General features: G+C 72.7%; 23 protein-coding genes. 12 read left to right on the forward strand and 11 right to left on the reverse strand.

All coding sequences use genetic code 11. From position 1 onward, the window contains the following. Positions 1–13: 13 nt before the first annotated feature. Positions 14–3361: an ATP-dependent DNA helicase gene (locus tag R8Z57_RS09660; RefSeq protein ID WP_318353535.1), complete on the reverse strand. Its 3348-nt coding sequence runs from the start codon at positions 3359–3361 to the stop codon at positions 14–16. Beyond that, entirely contained in the window at positions 3358–6585 is a 3228-nt protein-coding gene (locus tag R8Z57_RS09665; RefSeq protein ID WP_318353536.1) for an ATP-dependent DNA helicase, read from the reverse strand. The genes R8Z57_RS09660 and R8Z57_RS09665 overlap by 4 nt, the downstream gene beginning before the upstream one ends. Before the next feature lie 154 nt (positions 6586–6739). Between R8Z57_RS09665 and R8Z57_RS09670 the strand changes: the two genes are divergently transcribed. Both R8Z57_RS09670 and R8Z57_RS09675 read left to right on the forward strand, forming a co-directional pair. Next, on the forward strand, positions 6740–6964 hold the full coding sequence (locus R8Z57_RS09670; RefSeq protein WP_045296833.1) for a DUF3107 domain-containing protein: 225 nt from the start codon (positions 6740–6742) through the stop codon (positions 6962–6964). A gap of 10 nt (positions 6965–6974) precedes the next feature. Then, the gene (locus tag R8Z57_RS09675; protein WP_318353537.1) at positions 6975–7265 is read left to right on the forward strand and encodes a hypothetical protein; all 291 of its coding nucleotides are present in this window, start codon (positions 6975–6977) and stop codon (positions 7263–7265) included. Between the two features lie 37 nt (positions 7266–7302). On the opposite strand, the gene R8Z57_RS09680 is transcribed toward R8Z57_RS09675, so the two are convergent. Then, a complete protein-coding gene (locus R8Z57_RS09680) occupies positions 7303–8016 on the reverse strand; it encodes a ferritin-like fold-containing protein (protein ID WP_318353538.1) in 714 nt (237 codons plus the stop codon). A 215-nt stretch (positions 8017–8231) separates the two neighbouring features. Between R8Z57_RS09680 and R8Z57_RS09685 the strand changes: the two genes are divergently transcribed. Together R8Z57_RS09685 and R8Z57_RS09690 are read left to right on the forward strand one after the other, a co-directional pair. Beyond that, positions 8232–9755 carry a DEAD/DEAH box helicase gene (locus R8Z57_RS09685; RefSeq protein WP_318353539.1) on the forward strand — a complete coding sequence of 508 codons (1524 nt, stop codon included), beginning with the start codon at positions 8232–8234 and terminating at the stop codon, positions 9753–9755. A gap of 119 nt (positions 9756–9874) precedes the next feature. Then, positions 9875–10291: an SHOCT domain-containing protein gene (locus R8Z57_RS09690; RefSeq protein ID WP_318353583.1), complete on the forward strand. Its 417-nt coding sequence runs from the start codon at positions 9875–9877 to the stop codon at positions 10289–10291. A gap of 60 nt (positions 10292–10351) precedes the next feature. Here the strand turns inward: R8Z57_RS09690 and R8Z57_RS09695 are convergent, their stop codons facing one another. Continuing rightward, positions 10352–11227, reverse strand: a complete 876-nt coding sequence (locus R8Z57_RS09695) for a PHP domain-containing protein (RefSeq protein ID WP_318353540.1) — start codon at positions 11225–11227, stop codon at positions 10352–10354. 100 nt (positions 11228–11327) lie between these two features. Here R8Z57_RS09695 and R8Z57_RS09700 point away from each other — a divergent pair, with 100 nt between their 5' ends. Genes R8Z57_RS09700 through R8Z57_RS09710 form a run of 3 tightly spaced genes read left to right on the forward strand, consistent with a single transcriptional unit; the run spans position 11328 to position 15669 of the window. Then, positions 11328–12350: an endonuclease/exonuclease/phosphatase family protein gene (locus R8Z57_RS09700; protein ID WP_318353541.1), complete on the forward strand. Its 1023-nt coding sequence runs from the start codon at positions 11328–11330 to the stop codon at positions 12348–12350. Between the two features lie 39 nt (positions 12351–12389). Beyond that, positions 12390–13826 (forward strand): aminopeptidase P family protein, encoded by a 1437-nt coding sequence (locus tag R8Z57_RS09705; protein WP_318353542.1) that lies wholly within the window; start codon positions 12390–12392, stop codon positions 13824–13826. Positions 13827–13866: 40 nt separating this feature from the next. Then, positions 13867–15669 (forward strand): gamma-glutamyltransferase family protein, encoded by a 1803-nt coding sequence (locus R8Z57_RS09710; RefSeq protein ID WP_318353543.1) that lies wholly within the window; start codon positions 13867–13869, stop codon positions 15667–15669. Between the two features lie 16 nt (positions 15670–15685). Here R8Z57_RS09710 and R8Z57_RS09715 read toward each other — a convergent pair whose 3' ends face one another. Further along, complete coding sequence (locus R8Z57_RS09715; RefSeq protein WP_318353544.1) at positions 15686–16834, reverse strand: citrate/2-methylcitrate synthase; 1149 nt, start codon at positions 16832–16834, stop codon at positions 15686–15688. A 74-nt stretch (positions 16835–16908) separates the two neighbouring features. Between R8Z57_RS09715 and R8Z57_RS09720 the strand changes: the two genes are divergently transcribed. Continuing rightward, positions 16909–18108, forward strand: a complete 1200-nt coding sequence (locus R8Z57_RS09720; protein WP_318353545.1) for a citrate synthase — start codon at positions 16909–16911, stop codon at positions 18106–18108. Here R8Z57_RS09720 and R8Z57_RS09725 read toward each other — a convergent pair. Both R8Z57_RS09725 and R8Z57_RS09730 read right to left on the reverse strand, forming a co-directional pair. Beyond that, the gene (locus R8Z57_RS09725; RefSeq protein ID WP_378722886.1) at positions 18084–18782 is read right to left on the reverse strand and encodes an alpha/beta family hydrolase; all 699 of its coding nucleotides are present in this window, start codon (positions 18780–18782) and stop codon (positions 18084–18086) included. The two genes, R8Z57_RS09720 and R8Z57_RS09725, sit on opposite strands and share 25 nt — an antisense overlap. 28 nt (positions 18783–18810) lie before the next feature. After that, the gene (locus R8Z57_RS09730; protein WP_318353546.1) at positions 18811–19566 is read right to left on the reverse strand and encodes a general stress protein; all 756 of its coding nucleotides are present in this window, start codon (positions 19564–19566) and stop codon (positions 18811–18813) included. A gap of 40 nt (positions 19567–19606) precedes the next feature. Between R8Z57_RS09730 and R8Z57_RS09735 the strand changes: the two genes are divergently transcribed. The 3 genes from R8Z57_RS09735 to R8Z57_RS09745 are packed head-to-tail and all read left to right on the forward strand — an operon-like array spanning position 19607 to position 22625. Next, positions 19607–20938 carry a magnesium transporter MgtE N-terminal domain-containing protein gene (locus R8Z57_RS09735; protein WP_318353547.1) on the forward strand — a complete coding sequence of 444 codons (1332 nt, stop codon included), beginning with the start codon at positions 19607–19609 and terminating at the stop codon, positions 20936–20938. Next, a complete protein-coding gene (locus R8Z57_RS09740; protein ID WP_318353548.1) occupies positions 20938–21465 on the forward strand; it encodes a DUF1003 domain-containing protein in 528 nt (175 codons plus the stop codon). Before R8Z57_RS09735 ends, R8Z57_RS09740 begins: the two co-directional genes overlap by 1 nt. Beyond that, the gene (locus R8Z57_RS09745) at positions 21462–22625 is read left to right on the forward strand and encodes a P-loop NTPase (RefSeq protein ID WP_318353549.1); all 1164 of its coding nucleotides are present in this window, start codon (positions 21462–21464) and stop codon (positions 22623–22625) included. Before R8Z57_RS09740 ends, R8Z57_RS09745 begins: the two co-directional genes overlap by 4 nt. 5 nt (positions 22626–22630) lie before the next feature. On the opposite strand, the gene R8Z57_RS09750 is transcribed toward R8Z57_RS09745, so the two are convergent. Beyond that, positions 22631–23017 carry a Sec-independent protein translocase TatB gene (locus R8Z57_RS09750; RefSeq protein ID WP_318353550.1) on the reverse strand — a complete coding sequence of 129 codons (387 nt, stop codon included), beginning with the start codon at positions 23015–23017 and terminating at the stop codon, positions 22631–22633. Positions 23018–23089: 72 nt separating this feature from the next. On the opposite strand from R8Z57_RS09750, the gene R8Z57_RS09755 reads away from it, so the two are divergent. Continuing rightward, positions 23090–23725, forward strand: coding sequence for an O-methyltransferase (locus R8Z57_RS09755; protein ID WP_318353551.1), 636 nt, complete (start codon positions 23090–23092; stop codon positions 23723–23725). A 54-nt stretch (positions 23726–23779) separates the two neighbouring features. Here R8Z57_RS09755 and R8Z57_RS09760 read toward each other — a convergent pair whose 3' ends face one another. The 3 genes from R8Z57_RS09760 to dapE form a co-directional block, all read right to left on the reverse strand. Further along, positions 23780–23953, reverse strand: coding sequence for a DUF3117 domain-containing protein (locus tag R8Z57_RS09760; protein WP_019179788.1), 174 nt, complete (start codon positions 23951–23953; stop codon positions 23780–23782). 93 nt (positions 23954–24046) lie between these two features. After that, a complete protein-coding gene (locus tag R8Z57_RS09765; RefSeq protein ID WP_378722883.1) occupies positions 24047–25270 on the reverse strand; it encodes a hypothetical protein in 1224 nt (407 codons plus the stop codon). Then, entirely contained in the window at positions 25252–26328 is a 1077-nt protein-coding gene (gene dapE / locus R8Z57_RS09770; protein ID WP_318353553.1) for a succinyl-diaminopimelate desuccinylase, read from the reverse strand. Before dapE ends, R8Z57_RS09765 begins: the two co-directional genes overlap by 19 nt. Between the last annotated feature and the right edge of the window lie 74 nt (positions 26329–26402).

The following is a 26402-nucleotide window of genomic DNA, read 5'->3' on the forward strand; positions in this document are numbered from 1 at the left end:
GGGCCGCCATTCCTCACGCGCGCAAGATGACGTCCTCGGCGACGTAGTACAACGCGACGTCGATCTCGTCCAGCGGCACGCCGTGCTTCGCGTGATAGGCCTGCCGGTACAGCTCGAGCTGCAGCATCCGCTCGTCCTTCTCGGCCGGCGTGCGGGGCGCGGCGCCCGTCTTCCAGTCGACGATCTCGATGCGGCCGCCGCGGTCGTCACGGCGGTAGACCGCGTCGAGCTTGCAGATCACGATGTGGGGCAGCCCGTCGGGGCCGACGGTCGTGAAGTCGATCTCGGTCTCGACCTCGATCGGGCGGAGCGGAGCCCACTCCGACGCGAGGAAGCGGTCGCGGAGCGCGTCGAGCGCCGCCGCGTCCTCGACCGATGCCGCGGTGCCCGTGGCGTCGTCGTCGACCTGCCACAGCGCGTCGTCGAGCGATCCCGCCGTGCCCGATCGGCCGGAGCGCTGCTCGACCCACGCGTGGAACAGCGTGCCGAGGCGGGTCTGCCGGAACGGGCGCTCCGGCAGGGGACGGGCGATGCTTGCGAGAGTGCCCTCGAGGTCGGCCGCGTACTCCTTGTACCTCGAGGCCGCGATGCGCGTGGGGGCCACGTGCACCGGTCGGGCGCGCCGGGCGTCGCGCTCGGCCAGCAGCAGCGCGGCCTGCGGATCCAGCACCCCTCGCGGTGAGGCCAGCGCGGACTCCACGACGGCCGCCGCCTCCGTCACGACGGCGCGCCGGGCGCCGAGTGGATCGATCGGCCACTGCAGCACGCGGCGCTCGCCCTGGTACGGGTCGTCGCCCGGGTCGTCCTCGGCGAGCGGAACACCGAGCGCATCCGCGATCTCTGTGAAGAAGGTGCTGCGCGCGCGCGGCCGCTTGGTGCCCGACCAGCTCGCGCCGGTGAGGAGGAGGTGATCGCGGGCCCGTGTCACCGCCACGTAGGCCAGGCGACGGTCCTCCTCGAGCTGGCGGGCGCGGTTGGCCTCGACGAACTCGTCGAGCGCCGCCTTGAGCTCCTGCTGGGTCTGCGCCGATTGCCACGCCAGCACGGGGAGCCAGGCGGCATCGCCGCGGAACGCGTACGGGAGCACGCCGAAGCCGAGCCATGCTTTGGTGTCGCGCGGTGCGCTCGGCAGCTCATCCTTGACCAGGCGCACGACGGCCACCGCATCCCATTCGAGTCCCTTCGACCCGTGGATCGTCAGCAGCTGCACGACGTCGTCCTCGGGCGGCTCGGTGCGCGGCGCGAACTCGTCGAGCTGCTCGGCATGGTCGAGCCAGGCCAGCAGGCTCGACAGCGAGCCGGTCTCGTCGGCCGCGAGGAACGCGTGCACCTCGTCGACGAACGCACGCAGCTGTGCCGAGGCGATGCGCGCGGGCCCGCGCGACTCGTTCGCGGCGAGCTCGATGTCGAGGCGCAGCTCGAGTTCGATGAGACGGACGAGCTCCGGGATCGGCATGCCGCTCGCCTGGCGCAGCCCCGCGAAGACGGATGCCGCGTCCCGCAGCCGCTCGCGCGCGTCCGGGGTGAAGCCGGCGAGCCACCCGTGATCGGGCTTCTGCCGCAGCACGAAGTCCAGCGCGTCGACGAGCGAGCCGTCGTCGTCGCCGGCACTCCCCCGGATGCGCTCGACCACCTCGGGCGGGAGCGGCTGGAGGGCTGCGTCGTGGCGGGCGAGGCGCCGGGCGAGCGACGCCAGCTCACGCAGATCGGGGAGCCCGATCGACCACCGCGGCCCCGACAGCAGCCGGATGAGCGCGGAGCCGGCGGAGGGGTCGCTGATGATGCGGAGCGCGCAGACCACGTCGACCACCTCGGGCGTCGACAGCAGGCCGCCGAGCCCCAGGATCCGGTGCGGGATGCCGCGGCGGCCGAGCGCGTCGCCGAAGCGCACCATGTGCTTCTTGCTGCGGAAGAGTATCGCGCCGGTCGTCCCGCGGCCGTCCAGCACCCGTTCGGCCCGCACGCGCGCGAACCACTCGGCCACGCGATCTGCCTCGGTGTCGAGATCGACGTCGAATCCCAGCTCGACCACGCCGGCGGGAGCCGCCGGCCGCGGGCGCAGCTCCTGCACCGGCACGGGAGCCGAGGCCGCCAGGGGCGCGAGCACGGCGTTCGCGGCCGTCAGCACCGCGGCGCTGTTGCGCCAGCTGGTGAGCAGCGCGTACTCGGCGCAGCCTCCGCCCGGCGCGAAGGCGGCGGCGAACCCGCCGAGGTTGCCGGCGCTCGCGCCGCGCCAGCCGTAGATGGCCTGATGCGGGTCGCCCACCGCCATCACGCCGGTGCCCGCGAACAGCGCGGCCAGCAGATCGGTCTGCACGACGGACGTGTCCTGATACTCGTCGAGGAGCACCACCCGATAGCGGTCGCGCAGCTCATCCGCGACGGCGCGATGGCTTGCGACGACCTCCAGGGCGCCGGCGACCTGGTCCGAGAAGTCGATGACGCCCAGGCGCCGCTTCTCGGCGGCGTACTCGCGCGCGAGGTCGGCGAGGAGCGCGAGCGCAGACACCTTGTCGACCGCATCCGACACGTCCGCGTACACGGTCGTGCGCCGGTTGGTGGACGGCAGCTCACGGACCGTCTGGAAGCGCTCGGGGAAAGCCGCGAGCGCATCGAAGTCGACCAGATTGTCGACACCGTCGCGCGCGATGCGCAGCGCGGCGTCGACGATGCTGCGCACCGCTTCGCCGCGCATCTCGAGCCGCGGATCGTCCGAGGCGAACACGACACGGCGCATGAGGAGCCACGCCGCGGACTCCGACAGGACGGCGGCCTCGGCATCCCGTCCGATGCGCAACGCGTGCTCGCGCACGATCTGATCGGCGAAGCTGTTGTAGGTCGCGACCGTGGGCCGGTGCAGCAGCGCGTCATCGGCCGCGTGCTGGGGTGTCGCCCCGACCGCGCGCGCCAGCTCGTCGAGCAGGCGGTGGCGTTCCGCCGTCGCCCGCGCACCGTCGGCGCCGGACCGCTCGAGCTCGCCGAAGACGTCGAGCTGCCCGGCCGCGGCGAGTGCGGGCAGCGCCGGCAGCAGGCCGCACCGCTCGAACTCCGCCAGGCGCGCGAGCCGCTTCTGGATGCGCTCGGCGAGTTCGCCCGCCGCCTTGCGCGTGAACGTCAGCCCGAGCACCTCGTCGCGGCGCACGAGGCCGTTGGCGACGAGCCAGACGACGCGTGCCGCCATGGTCTCGGTCTTCCCGCTCCCGGCACCTGCGACCACGAGAGCCGGCGCGAGCGGCGCCTCGATGACCGCGGTCTGCTCCTCGGTCGGCGGGAACTGCCCGAGCGCCGCGGCGATCACGCGGGCCGGGAGCAGCGCCGTCGTGCCGCGGGGGCCCTCGGCCACACCCTCTACCAGAGTCATGACGCGCTCACCGCGCCGACCGTGTGGATGCGGCACAGCCCGTAGGCATGCTCGTCGCGACAGTGCTCCTCGTAGGGCGCGGTGAACGTCTCGCCGCGCATCACCGCCACCGCGGCGCGGATGCGGCCCAGGAACGCCTCGCGGCGCTCGTCGTCGAAGGGCGGCTGCCACGGCGTGACGTAGTCGGACTTCGTGGCCGTCGGGCGCAGCACCAGAAGCTTCGCACCGCCGCCGACGTGATCGTTCGCCGCGGCGATCGCGCCCGACTCGAACGCGAGCTGGTAGGCCGCGAGCTGTGGGTTGTCGAGCACTTTGGCGTCGGTCTGCGGTTCGCGTTTGCCCGTCTTCAGATCCATGATGACGACCGTCCCCTCGGGTGTCAGCTCGACGCGGTCGATATAGCCCGACAGGATCACCCGGTGCGCCTCCCGCTCGGTGCCGTCGGCGGCCCCTTCCGCCGAGAGCAGCTCCACGCCGTCGGCAGGGTCGAGCGGGATCGGCACCTCGAAGTGCGGCTCGGCGCCGATGAGCGTCCCGCCGGCGTCGTCGAACCGGCGCAGGTAGAGGTGCAGCCGGCGCACCAGGTCGCGCGCGCGGATCTGCTCGGCGCGATCGCGCCACGCCGCCTCGAAGGTCAGCTCGCCCCACCGCGATTCCACCTCCGCCCACAGTGCGCTCTCGTCGTGGCCCGCCGCGTGCTCGAGAGCCGCGTGGATGATGGTGCCGAGGCCCGCCGTGGTGCCGCCGGGGTCGCCTCCCAGGTCTCCGATGACCCAGTTGAGCTCGCACTCCTCCAGTGCGTGCAGCCGCGACGGCGACACGCGCACGTCTTCCCGCGCCAGGTCGCGCAGCGGTCCGCTGGAGGTCGGCGCGGCGACGCCGTACCAGTCGCGCGGCGACGCGCCCGGGACGCCGGCGTCCGCGAGGAGCGCGAGCTGCTCGGCGGCGCGGGCGGCTGATCCCGGCAGGGCCAGCCCGCGGATCTCGCCGCCATCCGCCGAGGACGCCCGCGGCCCCGCTGCCGTCAGAGTGCGCCGGTGACGCGCGACGAGCCCGCGCAGCGACACCGGGTGATCGAGCTCGAACGGTGCGGGATCGGGCAGCAGCTCGAAGAACACACTCGGACCGGTGTCGTCGTCGTCCACGGCGGTCACCAGCGTCCGGGCCGTCGCCCGCGACAGCGCGCGGGCGAGCAGCCGGAGCTCGTCGTGGAGAGCGGCTCGGCGGCGGTCGAACGCGGCGGGGCCTTCGCCGTCGGCGCGGGTGGCGGCATCCGCCAGGCGCCAGGTGTCGAGCAGGCTCCCGCGCAGTCGCGTGTTGGGCCAGACCGCGTCCTGCATGCCCGCGATGACGACGGTGTCGAACTCGAGTCCGAGCGCGCCGGCGGGGGTCAGGACGCGGACGCTGTCGTCGCGGGTCGGCGCCTCGAGGCGGTCTTCGGCCACACCGCTGTCGAGGAGGGCGCGGACGAAGACGCGCGGATCGGCGTCGAGGGACCGTTCGACGAACCGCTTCGCCGCCTGGAACAGCGCCACCAGCGCATCGAGGTCGCGGTTCGCCTGCTCGGCGAGCGGACCGTTGCCCCGGGCGAGCTCCGACCAGACCCGCTCCAGCCCGCTGCGATCCCACGCGGTCCACAGCAGCTCGTGCGCCGTCGCGCCACGTGCGAGGTCGTCGCGCAGCACCTCGAGCGTGCGGGCGAGCGACGCCGCCCGCCGCGCCTCGCGCGTGTCGAGCACGTCGAACTCGAGGGGCTGACGCATGGCCGACAGCACGAGGTCGCGGCCCGAGCGCTCGGCGGCGTCCTCCCCCGCGGCGGTGCGCTCGACCGCCGCGCGCAGCTCGGCGTGGCGCAGCGCCGAGCGCAGTCGTCGCAGCTCGATGACGTCGAGGCGTCCGTAGGTGCCCACGAGCGCCCCGGACACGTCCTCGAACTGCCAGTCGTCGCGCGCCGCGAGCTCGATGAGCCGCAGCAGGTCGGCGACGGGACGGACGGCCCCGAGGGCGCGACCGGGTCCGCTCGCCCGGGCCGGCACCTCTCGCGCCGACAGCTCGGCCTCGAGCGCCGCCACCTGGCGGGTGTCGTGGGCGATCACGGCGCACTCGCGCCATGGCACGCCGTCGTGCACGTGCCGCTCGCGCAGCAGGCGGGCGATCGCGTCGTACTCCTCGGCCGGCGAGCGCATCGTGAGCACCTGCACCGACTCGTCGGGTTCGGCACCGGCCGACGCCCCGCGATGGGCGACCACGCCCACCGCGCCGATCCGCTGCGTCACCCGTGCCACCAGCTCCTGCTGCCAGGCCGTGCCGCGGTGCGTCTCGGAGAGGACGTGCACCGCGCCCAGCGACGCGGCCAGCCGCGCGAAGTTCTCCGGTGTCGCGCCGCGGAACGAGCCCGAGCCGACGTCGGGGTCGCCGAACGCCAGGACGGCCGCACCCCGCGCGCGCAAGCCTTCGAGGAGCTCGATGCCGCCCAGCGTCAGCTCCTGCGCGTCGTCGACCAGCACGGTCCGCACACGGTCGGCGGACGGGCTCCCGGCCGGTGCCGTGCGCAGCAGCCCGACGGCCTCACGCACCAGGCCGGCGGCGTCGCGGTGGGCGCCCCGCATGCCGTCGCGCACCTCCAGGTATTCGGCGAAGAACGACGCCAGCGCGGTCCAGGCCGGCAGCTCGAGCCGGTCGCCGAGCTCGCGCAGCCGTCGCGGCTCGATGCCGAGCGTGGTGCATTCGGCGAGGAACGTGCGCACCTCCGTGCGGAAGCCGGCCGTGCCGCGGATCGCGGGACCCAGCCAGTCGGGCCAGCGCCCGGAACCCGCCGCTTCGTCCTCGTCGTCGCCCTCGAGCAGGTCGCGGATGATCTGGTCCTCGTCGCCGCCGGTGAGCAGCTGCGGCGGATCCGCGTGCACGGCGACAGCGTGCGCCCGCACGATCTGGAAGGCGTAGGAGGCCACCGACCGGGCGAGCGGGCCCGTCGTCGCGACGCCCACGGCCAGGCCGAGGCGGTCGCGCAGCGCCGTCGCGGTCTGCCGGGACGGCGTCAGCACGAGCACCGTGTCGGGGTCGGCACCCGCACCGATCAGCGACGCCACACGATGGACCAGCGTCGCGGTCTTCCCCGTGCCGGGCGCCCCGACGACGACGCCGCTCGCGTCGGCCGGAAGGCCCACCACGGCGCGCTGCTGCTCGTCCGGTGCGAACGCGTCGCCGTGGTCACCCGCTGTCACCCTTCGACGCTAGCGCGACCGACCGACATCGGCCGTTCGCCCAGAGCGTTCCGACGGCGGGCGGATGCCTCTTCCCGGTGTCGTAGAGTGGCCATGCGCGGGGAGCCCTCAGCCTTCCAGCCCGTCACCGTACCCCGCGCAGGAGGTCAGTCACGTGGAGATCCGCATCGGCATCGCGAACACCGGCCGTGAGCTCAACTTCGAGACGAACGAGCCGGCGGCCGACGTCAAGAAGTCCGTCGCCGCGGCGCTCGACGCCGGCGCCACGCACGTGACCTTCGCCGACGCGAAGGGCAACTCGTACATCGTCCCGACGGCGGGACTGGCGTACATCGAGCTGGGCTCCGAGGAGTCGCGCCGCGTCGGCTTCGTGGCCTGATCGGGCCACCGTGCAGATCCTCATCGCGTTCATCCTGGGCGCCGTCATCGGCGTCGGCATCCACTTCCAGCTGCACCAGCGGCTGACGCGCGGAGTCGTGCTCGCGCCCATGGTGGGCGCGGCGTCGGCCGGCGCCGCCTGGGCGATCCTCACGTGGCTCGGCATCGGCGTCGACACGCCGTGGCCGTGGCTGGCCGCACTGATCGTCCCGATCGTCGTGACCTATCCGGTCGTGCTGCTGCTGTCGCGGTCGCGCGTCGCGCACGACACCCGCGAGAAGGCCCGGCTCGGGATCGGCTGAACGCCGCCGACCCGGCCGTGCCCGTCCCGGGATGGGCTCAGGCAGCGAGACCCATCGCGTCCATGCGACGCGAGTGCGCGGCCATCAGCTCGGTGAAGACCGGCTCGACCTTCTCCTGCACGGCCAGGCCCCTGCCGGTGGGCCGCAGCGCCGCCCGCGCGATGAGCAGCGTGTCGCCGACGAGTCGCCGCCCCCACAGCGCGAGCAGGGACTTCCATTCCGGATCGCTGGCGATCGTCTCGGAGATGAGCTCGACGATCGCCTGCCGGTCGTCGTCGGCCTGGAGGATCCGGGCCACTCGGTCGCCGGTCTCGCCGTAGCTCGCCGACAGCGCCAGGTAGAAGTCGTCGAGCATGCCCGCGGTGATGTGCACGGAGAGCAGCGTCTCCTGCGGCCGGACGCCGTGCGTCGCCGCACGGAACGCGTCCAGCGGCTCGCGGAAGGGCCGCATGATCTCGGTCGGATCGTCGCCCCGCTCGCGGATGAGCGCGACGAGCGCCTCGTGCTTGGTCAGGGCCGCGCCGGCGGCGCGTGACACCGCCTCCTTCTCGGACAGCTCGGGGATCGTCTGGATCTGCTCGGTGAGCGTCTCGAAGAAGCCCAGCTGCAGATACGCCGCCTGCCCGAGGAACGTGTCGATGTCCGGGGCGAGCTCTTCGAAATCGACGCGATTCGCGCCGCTCAGCTCGTCCCGCGAGCGGAGCTGGAGCTTGCGCCCCGTCTGCGGGCGCTGCCAGAACCACTTCACCATGCACGAAAGCCTACGAGGCGGCGGCGCTGAGCGTGGGCGCGGACGTCCTCCGGTATCGTGGGTCGCAGCCCCGGCGTCGGATCGGGGCGCCCGCGCCTGTGGGAAAGAAGGGCGTGGACCGCACTTTCCGCCCGCGCGGCGACCCCGATCACGGGAACCGCCTGCGCCCGGGCACGAACCCAGGCAGCATTCCCACTGCCGGACAGGCACACATCGTGACGACCTTCGCCGAGCTCGGCGTCGATCAGGACATCGTCGAGGCGCTCTCTGCAAAGGGCATCGTCGACGCGTTCCCCATCCAGGAGCAGACGATCCCGCTGGGACTTCCCGGCCAGGACATCATCGGCCAGGCCAAGACCGGCACCGGCAAGACCTTCGGCTTCGGCATCCCCGTCGTCCAGCGGCTGGGGCTGAACCCCGAGCCGGGCGTGAAGGCGCTCATCGTGGTCCCCACGCGCGAGCTCGCCGTCCAGGTGTACGAAGACATGGACATGCTGACCTCGAACCGGTCGACGAGCGTCGTCGCCATCTACGGCGGCAAGGCGTACGAGGGTCAGATCGACCAGCTGAAGGCCGGCGCGCAGATCGTCGTCGGCACGCCCGGCCGCCTCATCGACCTCAACAACCAGCGCCTGCTCGACCTGTCGAACGCGACCCAGGTCGTGCTCGACGAGGCCGACAAGATGCTCGACCTCGGCTTCCTCGCGGACATCGAGAAGATCTTCTCGAAGGTCCCGGCGATCCGTCACACGCAGCTGTTCTCGGCCACCATGCCGGGCCCGATCGTCGCCCTCGCGCGCCGGTTCATGTCGAACCCGATCCACATCCGCGCCACCGACCCCGACGAGGGCCTGACGCAGGCGAACATCCGTCACCTGGTGTACCGCGCGCACTCGCTCGACAAGGACGAGGTCATCGCCCGCATCCTCCAGGCGGACGGCCGCGGCAAGACCGTCATCTTCACGCGCACCAAGCGCGCCGCCCAGAAGCTCGTCGACGAGCTGAACGACCGCGGCTTCAACGCCGGGGCCGTCCACGGCGACATGAGCCAGGAGGCCCGCGAGCGCTCCATGGCCGGGTTCAAGGCCGGCAAGAAGGACGTGCTGATCGCGACCGATGTCGCCGCGCGCGGCATCGACGTCGATGACGTCACCCACGTCATCAACCACACGATCCCGGACGACGAGAAGACGTACCTGCACCGCGCAGGCCGCACCGGCCGCGCCGGCAAGACCGGCATCGCCGTGACGTTCGTGGACTGGGAAGACCTGCACAAGTGGGCCCTGATCAACCGCGCGCTCGAGTTCGGCCAGCCCGAGCCGGTCGAGACCTACTCGTCGAGCCCGCACCTCTACTCCGATCTCGACATCCCCCAGGGCACCAAGGGCCGCATCGCGACGGCGCCGAAGACCCAGGCCGTGCGCGTCCAGCCCGAGAGGGCGACGGATGCCGCAGCCGAGGTGGAGTCGAACGGCCAGGCGCCCAGCCGCCGCCGTCGCCGGCGCCGCTCGGGTTCGTCGGCCGAGCGCGTCGGCTCGACGTTCGAGGCCGCCGAGGGCGGGGAGGCGAAGTCGTCCGAGAGCCCCCGCACATCGACCGGCGAGCGCGACGCGGAGGGCGCGGGCACGCATGACGGCGGCGGCAAGGAGCACCACGACGGCCGGCCGGCGCCGCGACGCCGTCGGCGCCGTCGGGGCGGCGGCTCGGGCACGTCGGGCGGGGTGGCCGCCGGCGCATGACGTCATACTCCCGCGTGCGTGAGCACGGGGAGGCACGATCACCGCTATCGTGAGCGGCAGCGGCCGGTCCGGCCGCGACCTCGCATCAAGAAAGGCCGATCGTGCACTTCATCGAAGTCATGAACACCGGGTACCAGTACCAGGGATTCTGGGGCTCGTTCTGGGACATCATCTGGTGGTTCCTCTGGGCGTTCTTCTTCGTCGCCTACCTGTTCGCCCTCTTCGCCGTCATCGGCGACCTGTTCCGCGACCACAAGCTCAACGGCTGGTGGAAGGCGGTGTGGATCATCTTCCTGATCTTCGTGCCCTTCCTGACGCTGCTGATCTACCTCATCGCCCGCGGCCGCGGCATGGCCGAGCGCAGTGCGAAGGAGGCCGTGCAGCTCCAGAAGGCCCAGGACGCGTACATCAAGTCGGTGGCGGGTTCGTCGACGGCGAGCGCCGCGGACGAGATCGCCAAGGCGAAGTCGCTCCTCGACGCCGGCACGATCACGCAGGCCGAGTACGACGCCCTGAAGGCCAAGGCCCTCGGCTGATCCCGCCTCGCCGACCGCACGACCCGCGGCGCCCGCCGCACCGGAAGCGCCCTCGTTCCCTCACGGGAAGACGGGGGCGCTTCCCGTTGCGCGGTCGATGATGCGCGCGAGCATGTCGTCGCTCGTGGTGTTCTCACCCGGCTGATTGGGCTTGCCCAGGCCGTGGTAGTCGCTCGAGCCGGTGACGATGAGGTCGCGGTCGCGACAGAGCCCCCGCAGCGTTCCGAGCGCGGGCTCCCGGTTCTCGCGGTGTCCGAGCTCGAAGCCCGCGAGTCCGGCGTCGAGCATCCGCTCGAGCAGCCGCTGCGGGAGGAGTCCCGCGCGACCGGCCGGGTGGGCGACGACGGGGACTCCCCCGGCGCCGGAGACGAGAGCGACCGCCGTCACGGGATCCGGGGCGTACAGCGCGACGTAGTAGTCCCCGCCGGGGCTCAGGATGCCGGCGAACGCCTCGGCGCGGTCCCGCACCAGCCCGCGCGCGACGAGGGCGTCGGCGATGTGCGGGCGGCCGACGGTGGCGCCGTCCGTCGTCTGCGCGAGGATGTCGTCCCACACCAGGTCGTAATCCCGGGCGATCCGGTCGGCCATGAGGCGCGCGCGATCCAGTCGCGAGGAGCGGATGCGCGACGTCTCGGCGCGCAGGGCGGGTTCGTCGGGATCGGGCAGGTACGCCAGGACGTGGACGCTGCGCCACTCGTGCCGGGCCGACAGTTCCATGCCCGGAAGGAACGTCATGCCGAGCGAGCTCGCGGCCTCCGCCGCCTCGGCCCAGCCCGCCGTGGTGTCGTGATCGGTGAGAGCCGCGGTGCGCAGGCCGTGACGGTGCGCCGCCGCCATGACCTCGGACGGCGGCTGGGTGCCGTCGGAGTACGCGGAGTGGAGGTGAAGATCGCTCGGTCCCTCGAACCGCTGGGGGCGTGGCGACGGTCCGGGCATCCTCCGAGCGTAGCGCGGGGCGGGGCGGCGGCACCCGTCTGCGCAGGCAGGGGCGGCGCGCGCTGACGGATCTCCCAGCCTGCTCGCATAGAGTCGCGGAGTGCTTCGCCTGCTCGGGATCCTCCTCGCCGTGCTGAGCGCGATTGCCGCGGCGGTGCTCACCTGGCCCGGCTTCTTCCGCGTGGAGCGCTTCTACCCCGTCGCGCAGATCGTCTCCTTCCGGGGCGGCCTCGCCCTCGTGTTCGCCGCCGTCGCCCTGTTGGCCCTGCTGCTCGCGATCGCCCGTCCCATCCGGCCCCTCGCCCTCGCGATCGCCGTCATCGCCGGCGTCGCGACGATCGCCAACGTCGCCGTGCTCTCGGCCCGCGGGGGTCTGGGCACCGACCCGCTCCCGGTGAAGACGGACGAGAGCATCCGGGTCATGACGTGGAACACCGCCGGACCCGCGACCGCGCCCGAGACGATCGCCAGGATCGCGGTCGCAATGGATGCCGACATCGTCGCCCTCCCCGAGACCACGATCGAGACGGGTGAGAGCGTCGCGATCGCGATGCGCGACCTCGGTCACCGGATGTGGGCGCACCACGCTGAGGACCCGTCGACCGAGTGGGATGCCGGCTCCACCACGCTGCTCATCTCGCCGGAGCTCGGCGACTACGCGGTGATCGAGTCCTCGCTCGACGGGTCGAGCAACACGTCGACGGTTCCCAGCGCCGTGGCCATGCCCGTGTCGGGGGACGGCCCCATCGTCGTCGCCGCCCACGCCGTCGCCCCGCGCCCGAGCTACATGCAGAGCTGGCGCGACGACCTGCAGTGGCTGGCCGACCAGTGCGGCGACGGCAACGTCATCATGGCGGGCGACTTCAACGCCACCGTCGACCACATGACGGGGCTCGGTGTCGACGGCGGCACCCTCGGGCACTGCGCCGACGCCGCCGTCGAGACCGGCAGCGGGGCGCTGGGCACGTGGTCGTCCCAGGTGCCGGCGATCCTCGGCGCGCCGATCGACCACGTCATGGCGACGTCGCACTGGCGCGCCACCGGGTCGCTGGTGCTGCGCGCGCTCGACGATTCCGGTTCCGACCACCGCCCGCTGATCGTCCAGTACGAGCCTGCCGGCTGAGGCCCGCCGCCACGCGAGCGCGCGTGCGAGACTGGACGCATGAGCAGCGCAGCCAGCGAGTCCTCCGAGGGCGCCACGAGCACCGCCGAGACTCCGACCTCGACCAGCACGAACCGCCGCCAGCCGTACGGGCAGGGCTTCCTCGACACGATCTCCGAGGGCTGGGCCGAGCGCCCCGAGACGGTGCCGCCGGCCCGGACGCAGGCGCCCTTCGCCGCCGCACGGCGCGACGCGGTGTCGGCTGCCTTCCCCGGGCGCCGGCTGGTGATCCCCGCGGGCGAGCTCAAGCAGCGCAGCAACGACACCGACTACCCGTTCCGCGCGCACTCGGCGTTCTCGCACCTCACCGGCTGGGCGTCGGACTCCGAGCCCGGCGCCGTCCTGGTGTTCGAGCCGCGGGCGGGGAGCGGCCACGACGTCACCCTCTACTTCCGGGAGCGCGCCGACCGCACGACGAGCGAGTTCTACTCGGATGCCTCGATCGGCGAGTTCTGGATCGGCCCGCGGCCCGCTCTGGCGGGCGTCGCATCCGACCTGGGTGTCGACACCGCCCACATCGACGAGTTCGAGACCCGCGACGGCGATGTGCTCCTGGACGAGGACGACGACCTGACCCGCTTCGTCTCCGAGCTCCGGCTCGTCAAGGACGCCTACGAGATCGGGCAGATGGAGCTGGCTGTGAAGGTCACGGCCGACGGCTTCGACGACATCGTGGCGAATCTGCCGGCCGTCATCGAGCACCCGCGCGGCGAACGGGTGGTCGAGGGCGTCTTCCACCAGCGGGCGCGCAGCGACGGCAACGCCGTCGGGTACGACACGATCGCCGCGTCCGGGCCCCACGCGTGCTATCTGCACTGGACGCGCAACGACGGCGCCGTGGTGCCGGGCGACCTCATCCTCATCGACGCCGGGGTCGAGGTCGACAGCCTCTACACCGCCGACATCACCCGCACCCTTCCGGTGAGCGGTCGCTTCACCGACGTCCAGCGCGCGGTCTACGAAGCCGTGCGGGAGGCCGCCGACGCCGCTTTCGCCGTCGCCCGGCCCGGAGTGAAGTTCCGTTCCATCCACGAAGCGGCGATGCAGGTCATCGCGGCGCGGGTCGCCGAATGGGGGCTGCTGCCGGTGAGCGCCGACGAGGCGCTCGACGCCGACCGCGGCGGGCACCACCGCCGCTACATGGTCCACGGCACGAGCCACCACCTGGGCATCGACGTGCACGACTGCGCGCAGGCCCGCCGCGACATGTACTACGACGGCGTGCTCGAGCCGGGCATGGTCTTCACGATCGAGCCCGGACTCTACTTCCAGATCGACGACCTGACGGTGCCCGAGGAGTATCGCGGCATCGGCGTGCGCATCGAGGACGACATCCTCATGACCGCAGAAGGCCCCGTCAACCTCTCCGCCGCCATCCCGCGCACCGCCGACGAGGTCGAGGCCTGGATCGCGCGCCTCGCGGGCTCCGGTCGCTGAGCGTGCGGCACCGCCCCCGCGCTGCGACGAGGAACGCGGCATGACCTACACCGCACCCGGGTCGTTCACCACCCGGCCCACGCTCGCCGGCACGTTCGGCATGTCCGCGTCGACCCATTGGCTCGCCACCGCGACCTCCCAGTCGGTCCTGGAGCGCGGGGGCAACGCGTTCGACGCCGCGGTGGCGGCGGCCTTCGTGCTGCATGTGGTCGAGCCGCATCTCAACGGCCCCGGGGGCGACCTCGTCGGCATCTTCCAGACGGCGGGCGCGGATGCCACCCCGACGGTGCTGATGGGCCAGGGGCCCGCGCCGGCCGCGGCGTCGATCGACCACTACCGCGATGAGGGGCTCGAGCTCGTGCCGGGTGCGGGCGGCCTCGCCGCCGCCGTGCCGGGCGCGGTCGACGCTTGGCTCCTGCTGCTGCGCGATCACGGCACATGGGAGCTGGCCGATGTGCTGGCGTATGCGATCGGCTACGCGCGCGAGGGGCATCCGCTCGTGGCGGGCGCAGCGGCGACGATCGCCCGCGTGGCCGAGCTGTTCCGGGACGACTGGCCGACGTCGGCGGCACTGTGGATGCCCGCCGGCGAACCGCCGGTCGCCGGCCGCATGATGCGCAATCCGGCGTACGCCGACGTGCTCGACGGGCTGGTCCACGCGTCGTGCACGCTGCGCGACGACGGGCCCGTCGGCCGCGCCGCCCGCATCGACGCCGCGCGACGGGAGTGGAAGACCGGCGTCGTCGCCCACGAGGCATCCGCCTTCCTGGCACAGCCGCACCGCCACTCCGGAGGCGGCACGCACGCGGCGGTCATCACACCCGACGACTTCGCGGGGTTCGAGGCCGGGTACGAGGCGCCCGTCACCCGCGAGTTCCGCGGCCGCACGATCGCGAAGCCCGGCGCCTGGACCCAGGGCCCCGCGCTGCTGCAGACGCTCGGGCTGCTCGAGCCTCTCGCCGACGATCTGCTCGACCCGTCGCAGGTCGACGGCGCGCACACCATCCTCGAGGCGCAGAAGCTCGCCTACGCCGACCGCGACGCCTGGTTCGGCGACGACGACGTCGATCTGGATTCCCTGCTGTCGCCGGACTACCTCGACGAGCGCCGTTCGCTCATCGGCGCGACGGCGTCCGCGGAGTTCCGGCCGGGCTCGCTCCCCCACCGCACGCCGTATCGCCCGCCGCTGCGGACCGAGTACGACGCCCCGGCCGCGGGCACCGGCGAGCCGACGGTCGCGAAGACCGGCGAGACCCGCGGCGACACCTGCCACCTCGACGTGATCGACCGCTGGGGCAACATCGTCTCGGCGACGCCGTCGGGAGGGTGGCTGCAGTCCTCCCCCGCCGTTCCCGCGCTCGGCTTCTGCCTGGGCACGCGCCTGCAGATGACCTGGCTCGAGCCGGGGCACCCGTCCTCGCTCGTCCCGGGGCGTCGTCCTCGCACGACGCTCACGCCGACGCTCGTGCTGCGCGACGGCGCTCCCGAGTTCGCGATCGGCTCACCCGGCGGCGACCAGCAGGACCAGTGGCAGCTGCTGGCCCTCCTGCGGATCATCGTCGGGGGCTACACGCCGCAGGCGGCCATCGACGCGCCCGCGCTGCACACGACGTCGCTTCCCGAGTCGTTCTGGCCCCGCACGTGGACGCCGGGCGGAGCCGTCGTGGAGGACCGGCTGGGCGACGCTCTGATCGAGGGCCTCGAGCGCCGCGGCCACGTCGTCACCCGCGCGGGCGGCTGGTCGCTCGGTCGCGTCTCAGCGGTCGGACGCGATGCGGCGACCGGCGTCCTGTGGGCGGCGGCGAATCCCCGCGGCATGCAGGGCTACGCCGCGGGACGCTAGCCCCGGTCCGCCTGCCTCAGGCCGCCTTCCCGCGCACCGGCGGACCGGCATAGCGGGCGGACGGCCGGATGATCTTCGGGTCTCGCGCCTGCTCGAGGATGTGCGCGGTCCAGCCGATGGTGCGGGCGACGGCGAACGTCGGGGTGAACATCTCGCGCGGCAGACCGCACTGCTCCATCACCAGCGCGGCCCAGAACTCCACGTTGGCGTGCAGCTCCCGCCCCGGCTTCGCCTCCGCGAGCAGCCGCTCGGCCGACTCCTGGAACTGTCGCGCGAGCTCGACGCGCGGGCCGCCGCGCCGCAGGGCCACGCGCTTCATCAGCTCCGCGCGCGGGTCGGCGGTGCGGTAGACCGCGTGCCCGAAGCCCATGAGCCGGTGGCCGGCCGCCAGCTCCGCGCGGATCCACGGCTCGATGCGGTCGGCGGTGCCGACGGCGTCCAGGCCGTCGAGCGCGCGCGACGGCGCTCCGCCGTGCAGGGGCCCCGTCAGTGCGCCGAGGGCGCCGACCAGGCAGGACGCGGCATCCGCCCCGGTCGAGGCGATCACCCGCGCGGTGAACGTGGACGCGTTGAAGCCGTGGTCCATCACCGCGACGAGGTACGCCGTCAGTGCGCGCTCGGTCTCCTCGTCGGGAACGGCGCCGGTGATCTGGTGGAGGTAGTTCGCCACGACGCCTCGACCTTCGATCGGGGGCAGCAGGCTCTCCCCGCGACCACGCCGCCAGAGGGCGCCGACGATCACCGGCGTCGACGCCGCGAGCGCGATCGCCTCGGCGAGGCGCGCGTCCTCATCGAGGTCGTAGAGGGGACGGATGCCGCGCCGCGCGCCCAGCAGCGACCACGACGCCGCGAGGCCGGCGAGCACGTCGGGCGTGGTCGCGGCCACGGCGTCGACGACGACGGCCACGTCGGATCGGCCGGCGGCGACAGCCCCGTCGAGGTGCGCCTGGAACGCCGGGCGCGCGGCATCCGTCGCCTTTTCGCCGGTGACAAGCAGCTGCCACGCGTCTTCGAAGGACGACGACTCCGCCAGCTCGATCGCCGAACGGTCGCGGTACTGGTAGAAGCCCTCGGCGCCGCGGACGTCGCTCACGGCGGTCTCGGCGACGACGACTCCCTGCAGGCCCCGCGGGGCGATGGTGGCGGTGGGCGGTGCGATGCTCATGACGGCTCCTGTCTGTGGCGCTATCCTCAGTGTGCGAACTTGATCGCGCCTTCGTCAATCTTGATCGGGTCAACATGAGCGACCTTCCCCGTCTCACCGCCGCCGAGGCGGCCGCACGGCTCGGGGTCAAGCCCGAATCGCTGTACGCCTATGTCTCGCGAGGCCTCCTCTCGCGAGAGCGCGACGCGTCGGGCTCGTCGTTCGACCCGCTGGAGGTCGAGGCCTTCGCGCGACGCCGCCGGCGCACCCCGTCCGCACCGCCGGGAACCCCGCAGGCGGGGACTCCGCTGATGGTGCTCGACACGGCGCTCGCGCACATCGACGACGACGAGCTCCACTACCGCGAGCGGTCGGCGACCGCGCTCGCGCGCGAGCAGACGTTCGAAGCGGTGGTGCAATGGCTCTGGGGAATCCAGAGCCTGCGTCCACCGGAGCCGGAAGACCTGGCGGTGGCCCGCCGCACGATGTCGGCGCTCGGACCGGCGCCGTCTCTGGACCGCCTGACCGTCGCTGTGACGGCCCTCGCCGCCACCGACCCGCTGCGGCACGATCCCGCCGCCGGACAGCTCGTCCGGGTCGGCGCCCGCCTGCTCACCGGCCTGCCCGCCGCCCTCCTTCCCGCCGGTGACGCGCGCGGCACGATCGCCGAGACCCTGTGGCGGGCCCTCGCCACGACCGACCGGGCGGCAGGCGTGCGCCTGGTGGATGCCGCGCTGATCCTGGTGATCGACCACGACCTCGCGGTCTCAACGCTCGCGGCGCGTGTCGCCGCCTCGGCACGGGCGTCCGGCTACGCCGTGGTCTCGGCCGCGCTGGGCGCGTTCGATTCGCCGCTGCACGGCACCGCGAGCCGCGCGGCCGTGCGGCTGCTGCAGGAGGTGATCGGCGGCGAGGCGGCCGCCGTCGCGATCGGCCGCGCGGTGCGCGACGGCGGGCGGGGCATCCCGGGCTTCGGGCAGCAGCTGTACACCCGCGGCGACATGCGCGCCCGCGTGCTGCTCGAACAGCTGCGCGGTGCCCCGGGCGGCGACGCGGTCATGACCGCCGTCGACCTGGTCTCGCGCGAGGTCGGGCGCCGCGCCGACCTGCAGCCGAACCTCGACCTGGCGCTGGCCGCGATCACCCTGTGGGCGGGGATGCCCGATGACGCCGGCGCGGTGATGTTCGCCGTCGGCCGCATCGCGGGATGGATCTCGCACGCGATCGACGAATACGACCAGCGCCCGATGAGGCTCCGGCCGCGCGGGCGCTACGTCGGGCCGGCGCCCGAGTGAACCCGTCGCAGCCAGGCCGCCACTGACGGCGCGAGCTCGGCGCCGATGTCGGCGGCGGGGCGCTTGCGGCCCTTCACCTCGAACGAGTGCCCGCCGCCCTCGATCCACGCGATGTCGGCGGTGCGGCAGGACGCGACGGCCGCCTCGAGCTGATCGTGCGGGTCGATGAACGGGTCGTTCGTGCCCTCGACGAACAGCTGCGGCTGCGGCACGTCCGGTAGGTGCGCCGTGCGCGCCTTGTCGGGGCTCCCCGGCGGATGGAGCGGGTAGCCGAGATAGACCAGCGCCGCAGGGTCGATGGCGCCCTCCGCCGCGGCCATCGAGGCCATCCGGCCGCCGTACGACTTGCCGAGGGCGAACACCGGCGCGCCGCCGGCACGCCGGCGCAGCTCGGCGTGCACCGCAGCCCACGTGGCGACCGCGTGGGCAGCGGGTCCCGGCATCCGCCTCCCGGCCTCGACGTACGGGAAGTTGAATCTGAGCGTCGCGACGCCCTCGCGGGCGAGCGCATTCGCGAAGCCGAGGAGGAACGGATGCCGGAACCCGGCGCCCGCCCCGTGTGCGAGGGCGGCGAAGGCCCATGGCGACGTGGGAGCCGTGAGTTCGGCCGAGACCTCTGCGGTGCCGTTCGGAAGGACGACGGCGATGCGCACGGCGTCGCCCCCGGTGATCACGCGCGGTCGCTCTCGTCGGACCCGGTGATCACGCGCGGTCGCTCTCGTCGGACCCGGGTGCGTCACCCGCCCGCGCAGGCGGCGCCTCGCCGGATGCGGGTGCCGACTCGCCCGATGCCGTCGCGACCGTCGCGGACGGTGCAGGGTCCTCCACGGCAGGGGCCGGCGCGGGGGCGGGCGAGCTGGCATCGTCGACGGCGTCCGGCTTCGGCGGGAGACGCTCGCCGTACTTCGGCGGTTCGGCCACGGAGGGGGCTGACGTGACCGCCTCGGACGCGGTGGGCCGCGTCGGAGCAGCCGGCGGAGGTGCGGACGGCGACGAGCCGAGCACCTGGCGGGCTCGGCCGGCGCTCGTGTCGCTCACCGTGATCTCGTAGTGATCGGCGACGACCTGCATGACCGACGCGTAGTCGCGGCGGCGGCGGACGAACGAGTAGGCGATGATGCTCATCAGCATGCCGATCGCGATGCCGACGAAGAGCACGCCCACAAACGCCTGAATGGGCACCGATGGCGACCCGATCACGAGGATCGCCGAGAACAGCAGGCCCAGGAGGATGCCGTTGATCGCGCCGGAGCGCGCGGCCGCGGCATAGCCCAGGCGGCCCGTGATGCGCTCGATCGAGCGCAGCCCCTGACCGACGATCGCGATGTCTCGGGCGGGGACGTCAGCGGCGATGAGCGACGACACCGCCTTCTGCGCCGCCTCGTAGGTGGGGAAGCTCGCCACCGTCGGACCGACGGCATCCGAGCCGTGCGAAGCGCGGCCGCCCATCATGGTCATCTCCCCATCCTCCCACGGCACCCGGACTACGCTGGGACGTGTGAGCACGCAGAGGGTTTTCGTCGCGCGCCTTTCCGGGTGCTCGGTCTTCGACCCCGCCGGCGACCGTCTCGGCAAGGTCCGCGACGTCGTCGTCATCTACCGGAAAGACGACCCGCCCCGCGTGATCGGGCTCGTCGTCGAGATCCCCGGCCGCCGCCACGTCTTCGTCTCCATCGGGCGCGTCACCTCCATCGCGACCGGCCAGGTCATCACGACCGGCCTCATCAACGTCCGCCGCTTCCAGCAGCGCGGCGGGGAGGTGCGCGTCATGGCCGAGATGCTCGGGCGCAAGGTCTTCTTCGCGGACGGCTCCGGCACGGCCGTCATCGAGGATGTCGCCATCGAGCGCAACCGCCTGGGCGAGTGGGACGTGGGCCAGCTGTTCCTGCGGAAGCCCAAGACGAGCGCCTCCCCCTTCGCGAAGGGGCCGACGACGTTCGCCGGCTGGGACGCCGTCCGCGAAAGCCAGTCACCCGGCGAGGCGCAGTCCGCCGAGCAGCTGGTCGCGACGTACTCGGAGCTCCGCCCCGCGGACCTCGCCAACACGCTGCTCGATCTGCCCGAAGAGCGTCTGCTCGAGGTCGTGGAGGAGCTCCCCGACGACCGCCTCGCCGACGCTCTCGAGGAGATGCCCGAAGACGAGCAGGTGCACATCCTCGAAGCCCTCGACGACGAGCGCGCCGCCGACATCCTCGACGCGATGGAGCCCGACGACGCGGCCGACGTCCTCGGCCAGCTCCCGGAAGACCAGCGCGAAGAGCTCCTCGACCTCATGGAGCCCGAAGAGGCCGAGGACGTGCGCGCGCTCCTCAAGTACGGGCCCGACACCGCCGGCGGCCTCATGACGAGCGAGCCGATCGTCCTCTCCGCCGACGCGACAATCGCCGAGGCGCTCGCGCTCATCCGCCGGCACGAGCTGCACCCCGCGCTCGCCGCCGCCGTCTTCGTGACCCTCCCGCCGTACGAGACCCCGACCGGCCGGCTGCTCGGCACCGTGCACTTCCAGCGCATGCTGCGCTATCCGCCCCATGAGCGGCTCGGCGCACTCATCGACGACACGCTGGACCCCATCCCCGCGACGGCGTCGGCAGCCGACGTCGCGCGGCTGCTGGCCTCTTACAACCTGGTGTCGCTCCCGGTGGTGGACCCCGCCCACCGGCTCGTCGGCGCGGTCAGCGTCGACGACGTCCTGGACTACCTGCTGCCGGAGGACTGGCGATCGCACGACGCCGGCGACAGCGGTGCGTCCGCCTCGGAGTCGATCTCCGCGAGCCCGGCGAGCACTTCTGCGCGGGGCACCTCCTCCGGCCCGGGACGGAGGCGGCGCTGATGGCCCGTTCGACACGCCGGCCCGCACTCGACGCGCCCCGCGGCCGCTCCGGCATGCTCCAGAGGGCGCCGCAGCAGCAGTCCAGCGATCGCTTCGGCCGCTTCTCCGAGGCGTTCGCGCGGGGCATGGGCACATCCGGTTTCCTCATCGGCATGACGGTGTTCGTCGTCGTCTGGCTGGCGTGGAACACCTTCGCGCCGCCGCCGCTGCAGTTCGACCCGAGAGCGACGAACTTCACGCTGCTCACCCTCATCCTCTCGCTGCAGGCCTCGTATGCCGCGCCGCTCATCCTCCTGGCGCAGAACCGGCAGGACGACCGCGACCGCGTGCAGATCGAGCAGGACCGTCAGCGCGCCGAGCGCAACCTCGCCGACACCGAGTACCTCGCTCGCGAGGTGGTCGCGCTCCGCATGGCGGTGAACGACTTCGCCGATCACGTCGTGACGCGCGAGGTGCTGCGCAGCGAGCTGCGGCTGATGCTCGACAAGCTGGAGGGCAGCGACAGCGAGCCCGGCACCGCCCGATGACGGCGCCGTCCGCGGCCGCCGTCCGCACCGCCGTCGGCGCCGTGTCCGATCCGGAGCTCCGGCTCCCCCTCGGCGAGCTCGACATGGTCCGCGAGATCACCGTCGACGGCGGCGTCGCCCACGTCGCGATCGCGCTCACCATCGTGGGCTGCCCCGCCGCAGACCGCATCGCCGCGGACGTGCGCGCGGCCGCGGCATCCGTTCCCGGCATCGCCCGGGTCGACCTCGAGGTCGGAGTCATGACGCCGGCTGAGCGCCACGCGCTCACCGACCGTCTGCGCGGCGGACGCGCCCGCGAGATGCCGTTCGGCCCCGGCACGCTCACGCGGGTCATCGCCGTCACGAGCGGCAAAGGCGGCGTCGGCAAGTCCACGGTGACCGCCAACCTCGCCGCTGCCCTCGCCGCCCGCGGTCTTGCCGTCGGCCTCATCGACGCCGACGTGCACGGATTCTCCATCCCGGCGCAGCTCGGGCTCGTGGGCGCCGACGGCAGCGTGCCGCAGCCGACCCGCGTGGACGATCTCATGCTGCCGCCGGTGGCGCACGGGGTGAAGGTCATCTCGATCGGGATGTTCCTGCGCCGGCGCGACGGCGACACCGCTCCCCCGTCGCAGCGGACAGCCGTGGCCTGGCGGGGACCGATGCTGCATCGCACCGTCCAGCAGTTCCTCACCGACGTGTATTTCGGCGACCTCGACGTGCTGCTGCTCGACATGCCACCCGGCACCGGCGACGTCGCCATCACCGTGGGCCAGCTGCTGCCGAACGCCGAGGTGCTGGTCGTGACCACCCCGCAGTCCGCGGCCGCCGACGTCGCGGTGCGCAGCGGCCTGGTCGCGCGTCAGACCGGCCAGCGGGTCATCGGCGTGGTCGAGAACATGGCGGCGATGACGCTCCCCGACGGCACCGCGCTCGAGCTCTTCGGTGCGGGCGGCGGGGCCGCGGTGGCAGCCTCGCTCTCACAGCCCGAGGAAGAAGTGCCGCTGCTCGCGTCGGTGCCGCTGAGCCCGGTCCTGCGCGCCGACGCGGACGCCGGCGTCCCGGCGGTCCTCGCACACCCCGAGGATCCCGCCGCCCGCGCGATCGAGACCGTCGCCGACGCGCTGGCGCGCGCGCCGCGGGGTCTGGCAGGACGACCCCTGCCCTTCCGGCCGCGCTGAGACGGTCAGGTCGCCTCGGCGTCGAAAGGCGGCGGGCCATCGGTCGGGCCTCGGAACGGCGACTTCACCGGCGGCGTCGCCGGCGCCGGCGACGCCGCCGCAGCGGCCGACGCCGAGTTCACGCGGGCCACCGGCGCATCGTCGAGGAGGGCCTCGCGGATGATCCGACGCGGGTCGTACTGCCGCGGGTCCAGAGTGCGCCAGTCGACGTCGTCGAAGTCCTCGCCCATCTCGTCCCGCATGCGGGTGCGTGCCGTGGACACCCAGTCCCGCGCTCTTTTGGTGAGGCCGGCCAGCGACTCTGCATAGCGCGGCAGGCGCTCGGGCCCGAGGATGAGTGCGGCGACGAGTCCGATCAGCAGCAGCTTCTCGATCGTGAGGCCGAAGATCATGACTTCAGGTTACCGCCGCGCCTGAGCAGTCCGTGCCGCGAGGCCGCGTAGGCTGGCGAGCGGAGGAATGGGATGGGAGAGCAGAGCGCGAGCCAGCGGTTCGTGGATGAGGCGACCAGCGAGCCCGAGCACATCGCACGGGCGCGCGCGCATGCGCTGGAACTGGGCGCCACCCCGATCAGCCCGGCCATCGGCGCGCAGAGCGCACTCATCGCTGCGGCATCGCAGGCCCTGAACATCGTGGAGATCGGCACGGGCGCCGGCGTCTCGGGGCTGTGGCTGCTGCACGGATCGCCACGCGCGACCCTGACGACGATCGACAAGGAGCCCGAGCATCTGGGCGCCGCACGCCAGGCGTTCGCCGAAGCCCGCATCCCGCCGGCGCGGGCCCGCTTCATCACCGGCCGCGCGTCCGAGGTGCTCCCCCGCATGAACGAGGCGTCGTACGACATCGTTCTCGTGGACGCCGACCCCGAAGGCGTCATCGAGTACGTCGAACACGGCCTGCGTCTGGTGCGCGCCGGTGGCACGGTGCTGGTGCCCCGCGTCCTGGCCGGCGGCGCCGTCGCCGACCCCGTGCGGCGCGACCCGGTCACGACCGCGTACCGCTCGCTCATTCAAGAGACGCAGGCCTCCCCCGCCGTCATCGGCGCCCTCTCGATCACGGGCGAAGGCCTCCTGCAGCTGACCACCGTTCCCGCGAACTGACTCCGCACAGACGAGAACGGCCGGTCCCGAAGGACCGGCCGTTCTCGCGATGCCTTACGCGGCGTTGACGACGCCACCCAGAACGTCGTAGAGCTCCTTGGCCTCAGCGTCGTTCACCGAGACGACAAGGCGACCGCCTCCCTCGAGCGGCACGCGCACGATGATGAGTCGACCCTCCTTCACGGCCTCCATCGGCCCGTCTCCGGTTCTCGGCTTCATGGCTGCCATTGCGGCTCCTTTTCATCGATGGTCTGCGTATCGAGTTTATCGTGAGGCCGCCGACGCCGGGCACGCGTTGGGGAAAGCGGCATCCGCCACGCGCTACGGCACCTGCCAGTTGTAGCTGCCGAGCGCATACATGTTGTAGATCCACCACCACTGCCCGATGAGGCACGCCACCAGGACGCCCACTCGCCAGACCCGCGATCTCGGAACGGCCAGGGCGCCCCACAGCGGTGACAACGGCACCAGCAGGCGGAAGATGCTCGACTGGGGGAAGAACACCAGCAGCAGGTACACGAGATAGCTGGCGCTCCAGAGCCGGATCTCCATGCCGAGCGCGCGCACCTGCGGGAGGAAGACGAGCGCGAGGGCGAGGAGGACGAGACCGAGCGCGACGACGACGAAGCCGACGGCCACGGGCGGCTGCCACATGGTGCCGAACCAGTACTCGACGCCGGCCAGGAACGGTTCCAACGGCACGAACGCCGCATCGCCGCGCACCCAGTTGCGCCGCCACGCCATCTCGGTCGCCAGATACGCACCCGGGTCGCCTGTCACCCATCCCGCAATCAGCTGCCAGGCGAAGCCCGACGCCGCAGCGAGCAGGCCCAGCACGACGATGTGGACGATGTCGCTGACGGGCAGCGGGTCGCGGGAGCGACGAACCCAACGCCAGATGCCGTATAGCGCGAGGAAGAGCGCGAAGGCTAGCACGCCCGGGCGGGTGAAGGCCAGGAGCGGGATCAGCGCATAGAGCCAGACGAATCGGCGACGCACGACGCACCACACCGCGCAGAACAGCCACAGCAGGTTGAGCGCCTCCGCGTAGCCGACGTGGAACAGCGCGGCGAGGGGACCGCTGGCGAAGAAGGCGACCGCCCACAGCGTTGCCGACTCGTCGAGCCGCGTCCGCAGCAGGTGATACAAGACGACGGATGCCGCGTACCCGGCGACGAGCGAGACCAGCAGCGCCCCGACGTCCCAACGGCCGAAGGGCAGCGAGACCACCTGGGCCAGCCACGGGTAGAGCGGCATGAACGCCCACGCGTTCTCGGCCACCTGTCCGGTGTCGGTCAGCGGAAGCGCGGTCGGGTAGCCCGAGAAGGCGACCAGCCAGTACCAGGTGCCGTCCCAGGCCAGAACGGTGTCGCCCAGACGCGCGTCGGGCCCCATGCGGGAGGCGAAGCCGGAGAGCTCCGCGGCCAGCGTGAGGAACAGCGTCGTGACGAGCCTCGCGGCCAGGTAGATCCCGGCGACGTGCAACGCGGAACGCACAGCGGAGGACCGCGTTGCCGAGCTCCGGGTCAGCTCGACGTCAGCCATGCACGCAGGCCCTGCTCGACGGCCTCGATCTGTGCCACCGGAACACGCTCTTCGTCGTGATGGGCCAGATGGGGGTCGCCGGGGCCGTAGTTGACCGCGGGCACGCCCAGGGCGCTGAAGCGGGCGACGTCGGTCCAGCCGTACTTCGGGCGGGGCTCCGCGCCGACGGCCTCCAGGAACTCCTGCGCCAGGGGCGCGTCGAGACCGGGCCGTGCACCGGCCGCGATGTCGACGACCTCCACCTCGAACCCTGCGAACACCTCGCGCACGTGGCGCTCGGCCTCCCCCACATCCCGGCTCGGCGCGAAGCGATAGTTGACCTCGACCTCGCAGAGGTCGGGGATGACGTTGCCTGCCACCCCGCCACGGATCCGGACGGCGTTGAGCCCCTCGCGGTAGACCAGGCCTTCGACGGCGACGTCCTGCGGACGGTACTCGGCGAGGCGCGAGAGGACCGGCGCCGCCTTGTGGATCGCGTTCTCGCCGATCCAGGCGCGGGCGCTGTGCGCGCGGACCCCGTGGGTGCGCACGACGGCGCGCAGGTTGCCGTTGCACCCGCCCTCGACCTCGCCGTTGGACGGCTCGCCGAGAATGGCGAAGTCGCCGGCGAACAGGCCCGGCCTGCTGCGCGCGAGCCGCGTGAGCCCGTTGAGGTCGGCGTCGACCTCCTCGTGGTCGTACCACATCCAGGTCACGTCGACGCGCGGGGCGGTGAGCTCGGCGGCGAGCTTCAGCTGCACGGCCACGCCGGCCTTCATGTCGACCGTGCCGCGACCCCAGATGTACGCTTCGCCCGCCACCTCGATGTCTCGCGTGGGCACGTTGCCGTTGACCGGCACGGTGTCGATGTGGCCGGCGATGACGACGCGCTGCGCGCGACCGAGCTGGGTGCGGGCGACGATCGTATCGCCGTCGCGGTACACCTCGAGGTGATCGAGAGCCGACACCTGTTCGAAGACCGCGTCAGCGAGAGTCTTCTCCTCGCCCGAGACGCTGCGGATGTCACAGATCACGCGGGTCAGATCGGGAGAGGACAGTGAGAGGTCGAGCGACGGCATCCCTCGAGTCTACCGAGGGCGCAGATGTCGCTTAACGCGGAATGGCCACCCAGGGTGTGGGTGGCCATTCCGTG

Origin of the sequence: Microbacterium sp. M3, assembly GCF_033548675.1 — a bacterium.
GTDB lineage: Bacteria > Actinomycetota > Actinomycetes > Actinomycetales > Microbacteriaceae > Microbacterium > Microbacterium arthrosphaerae.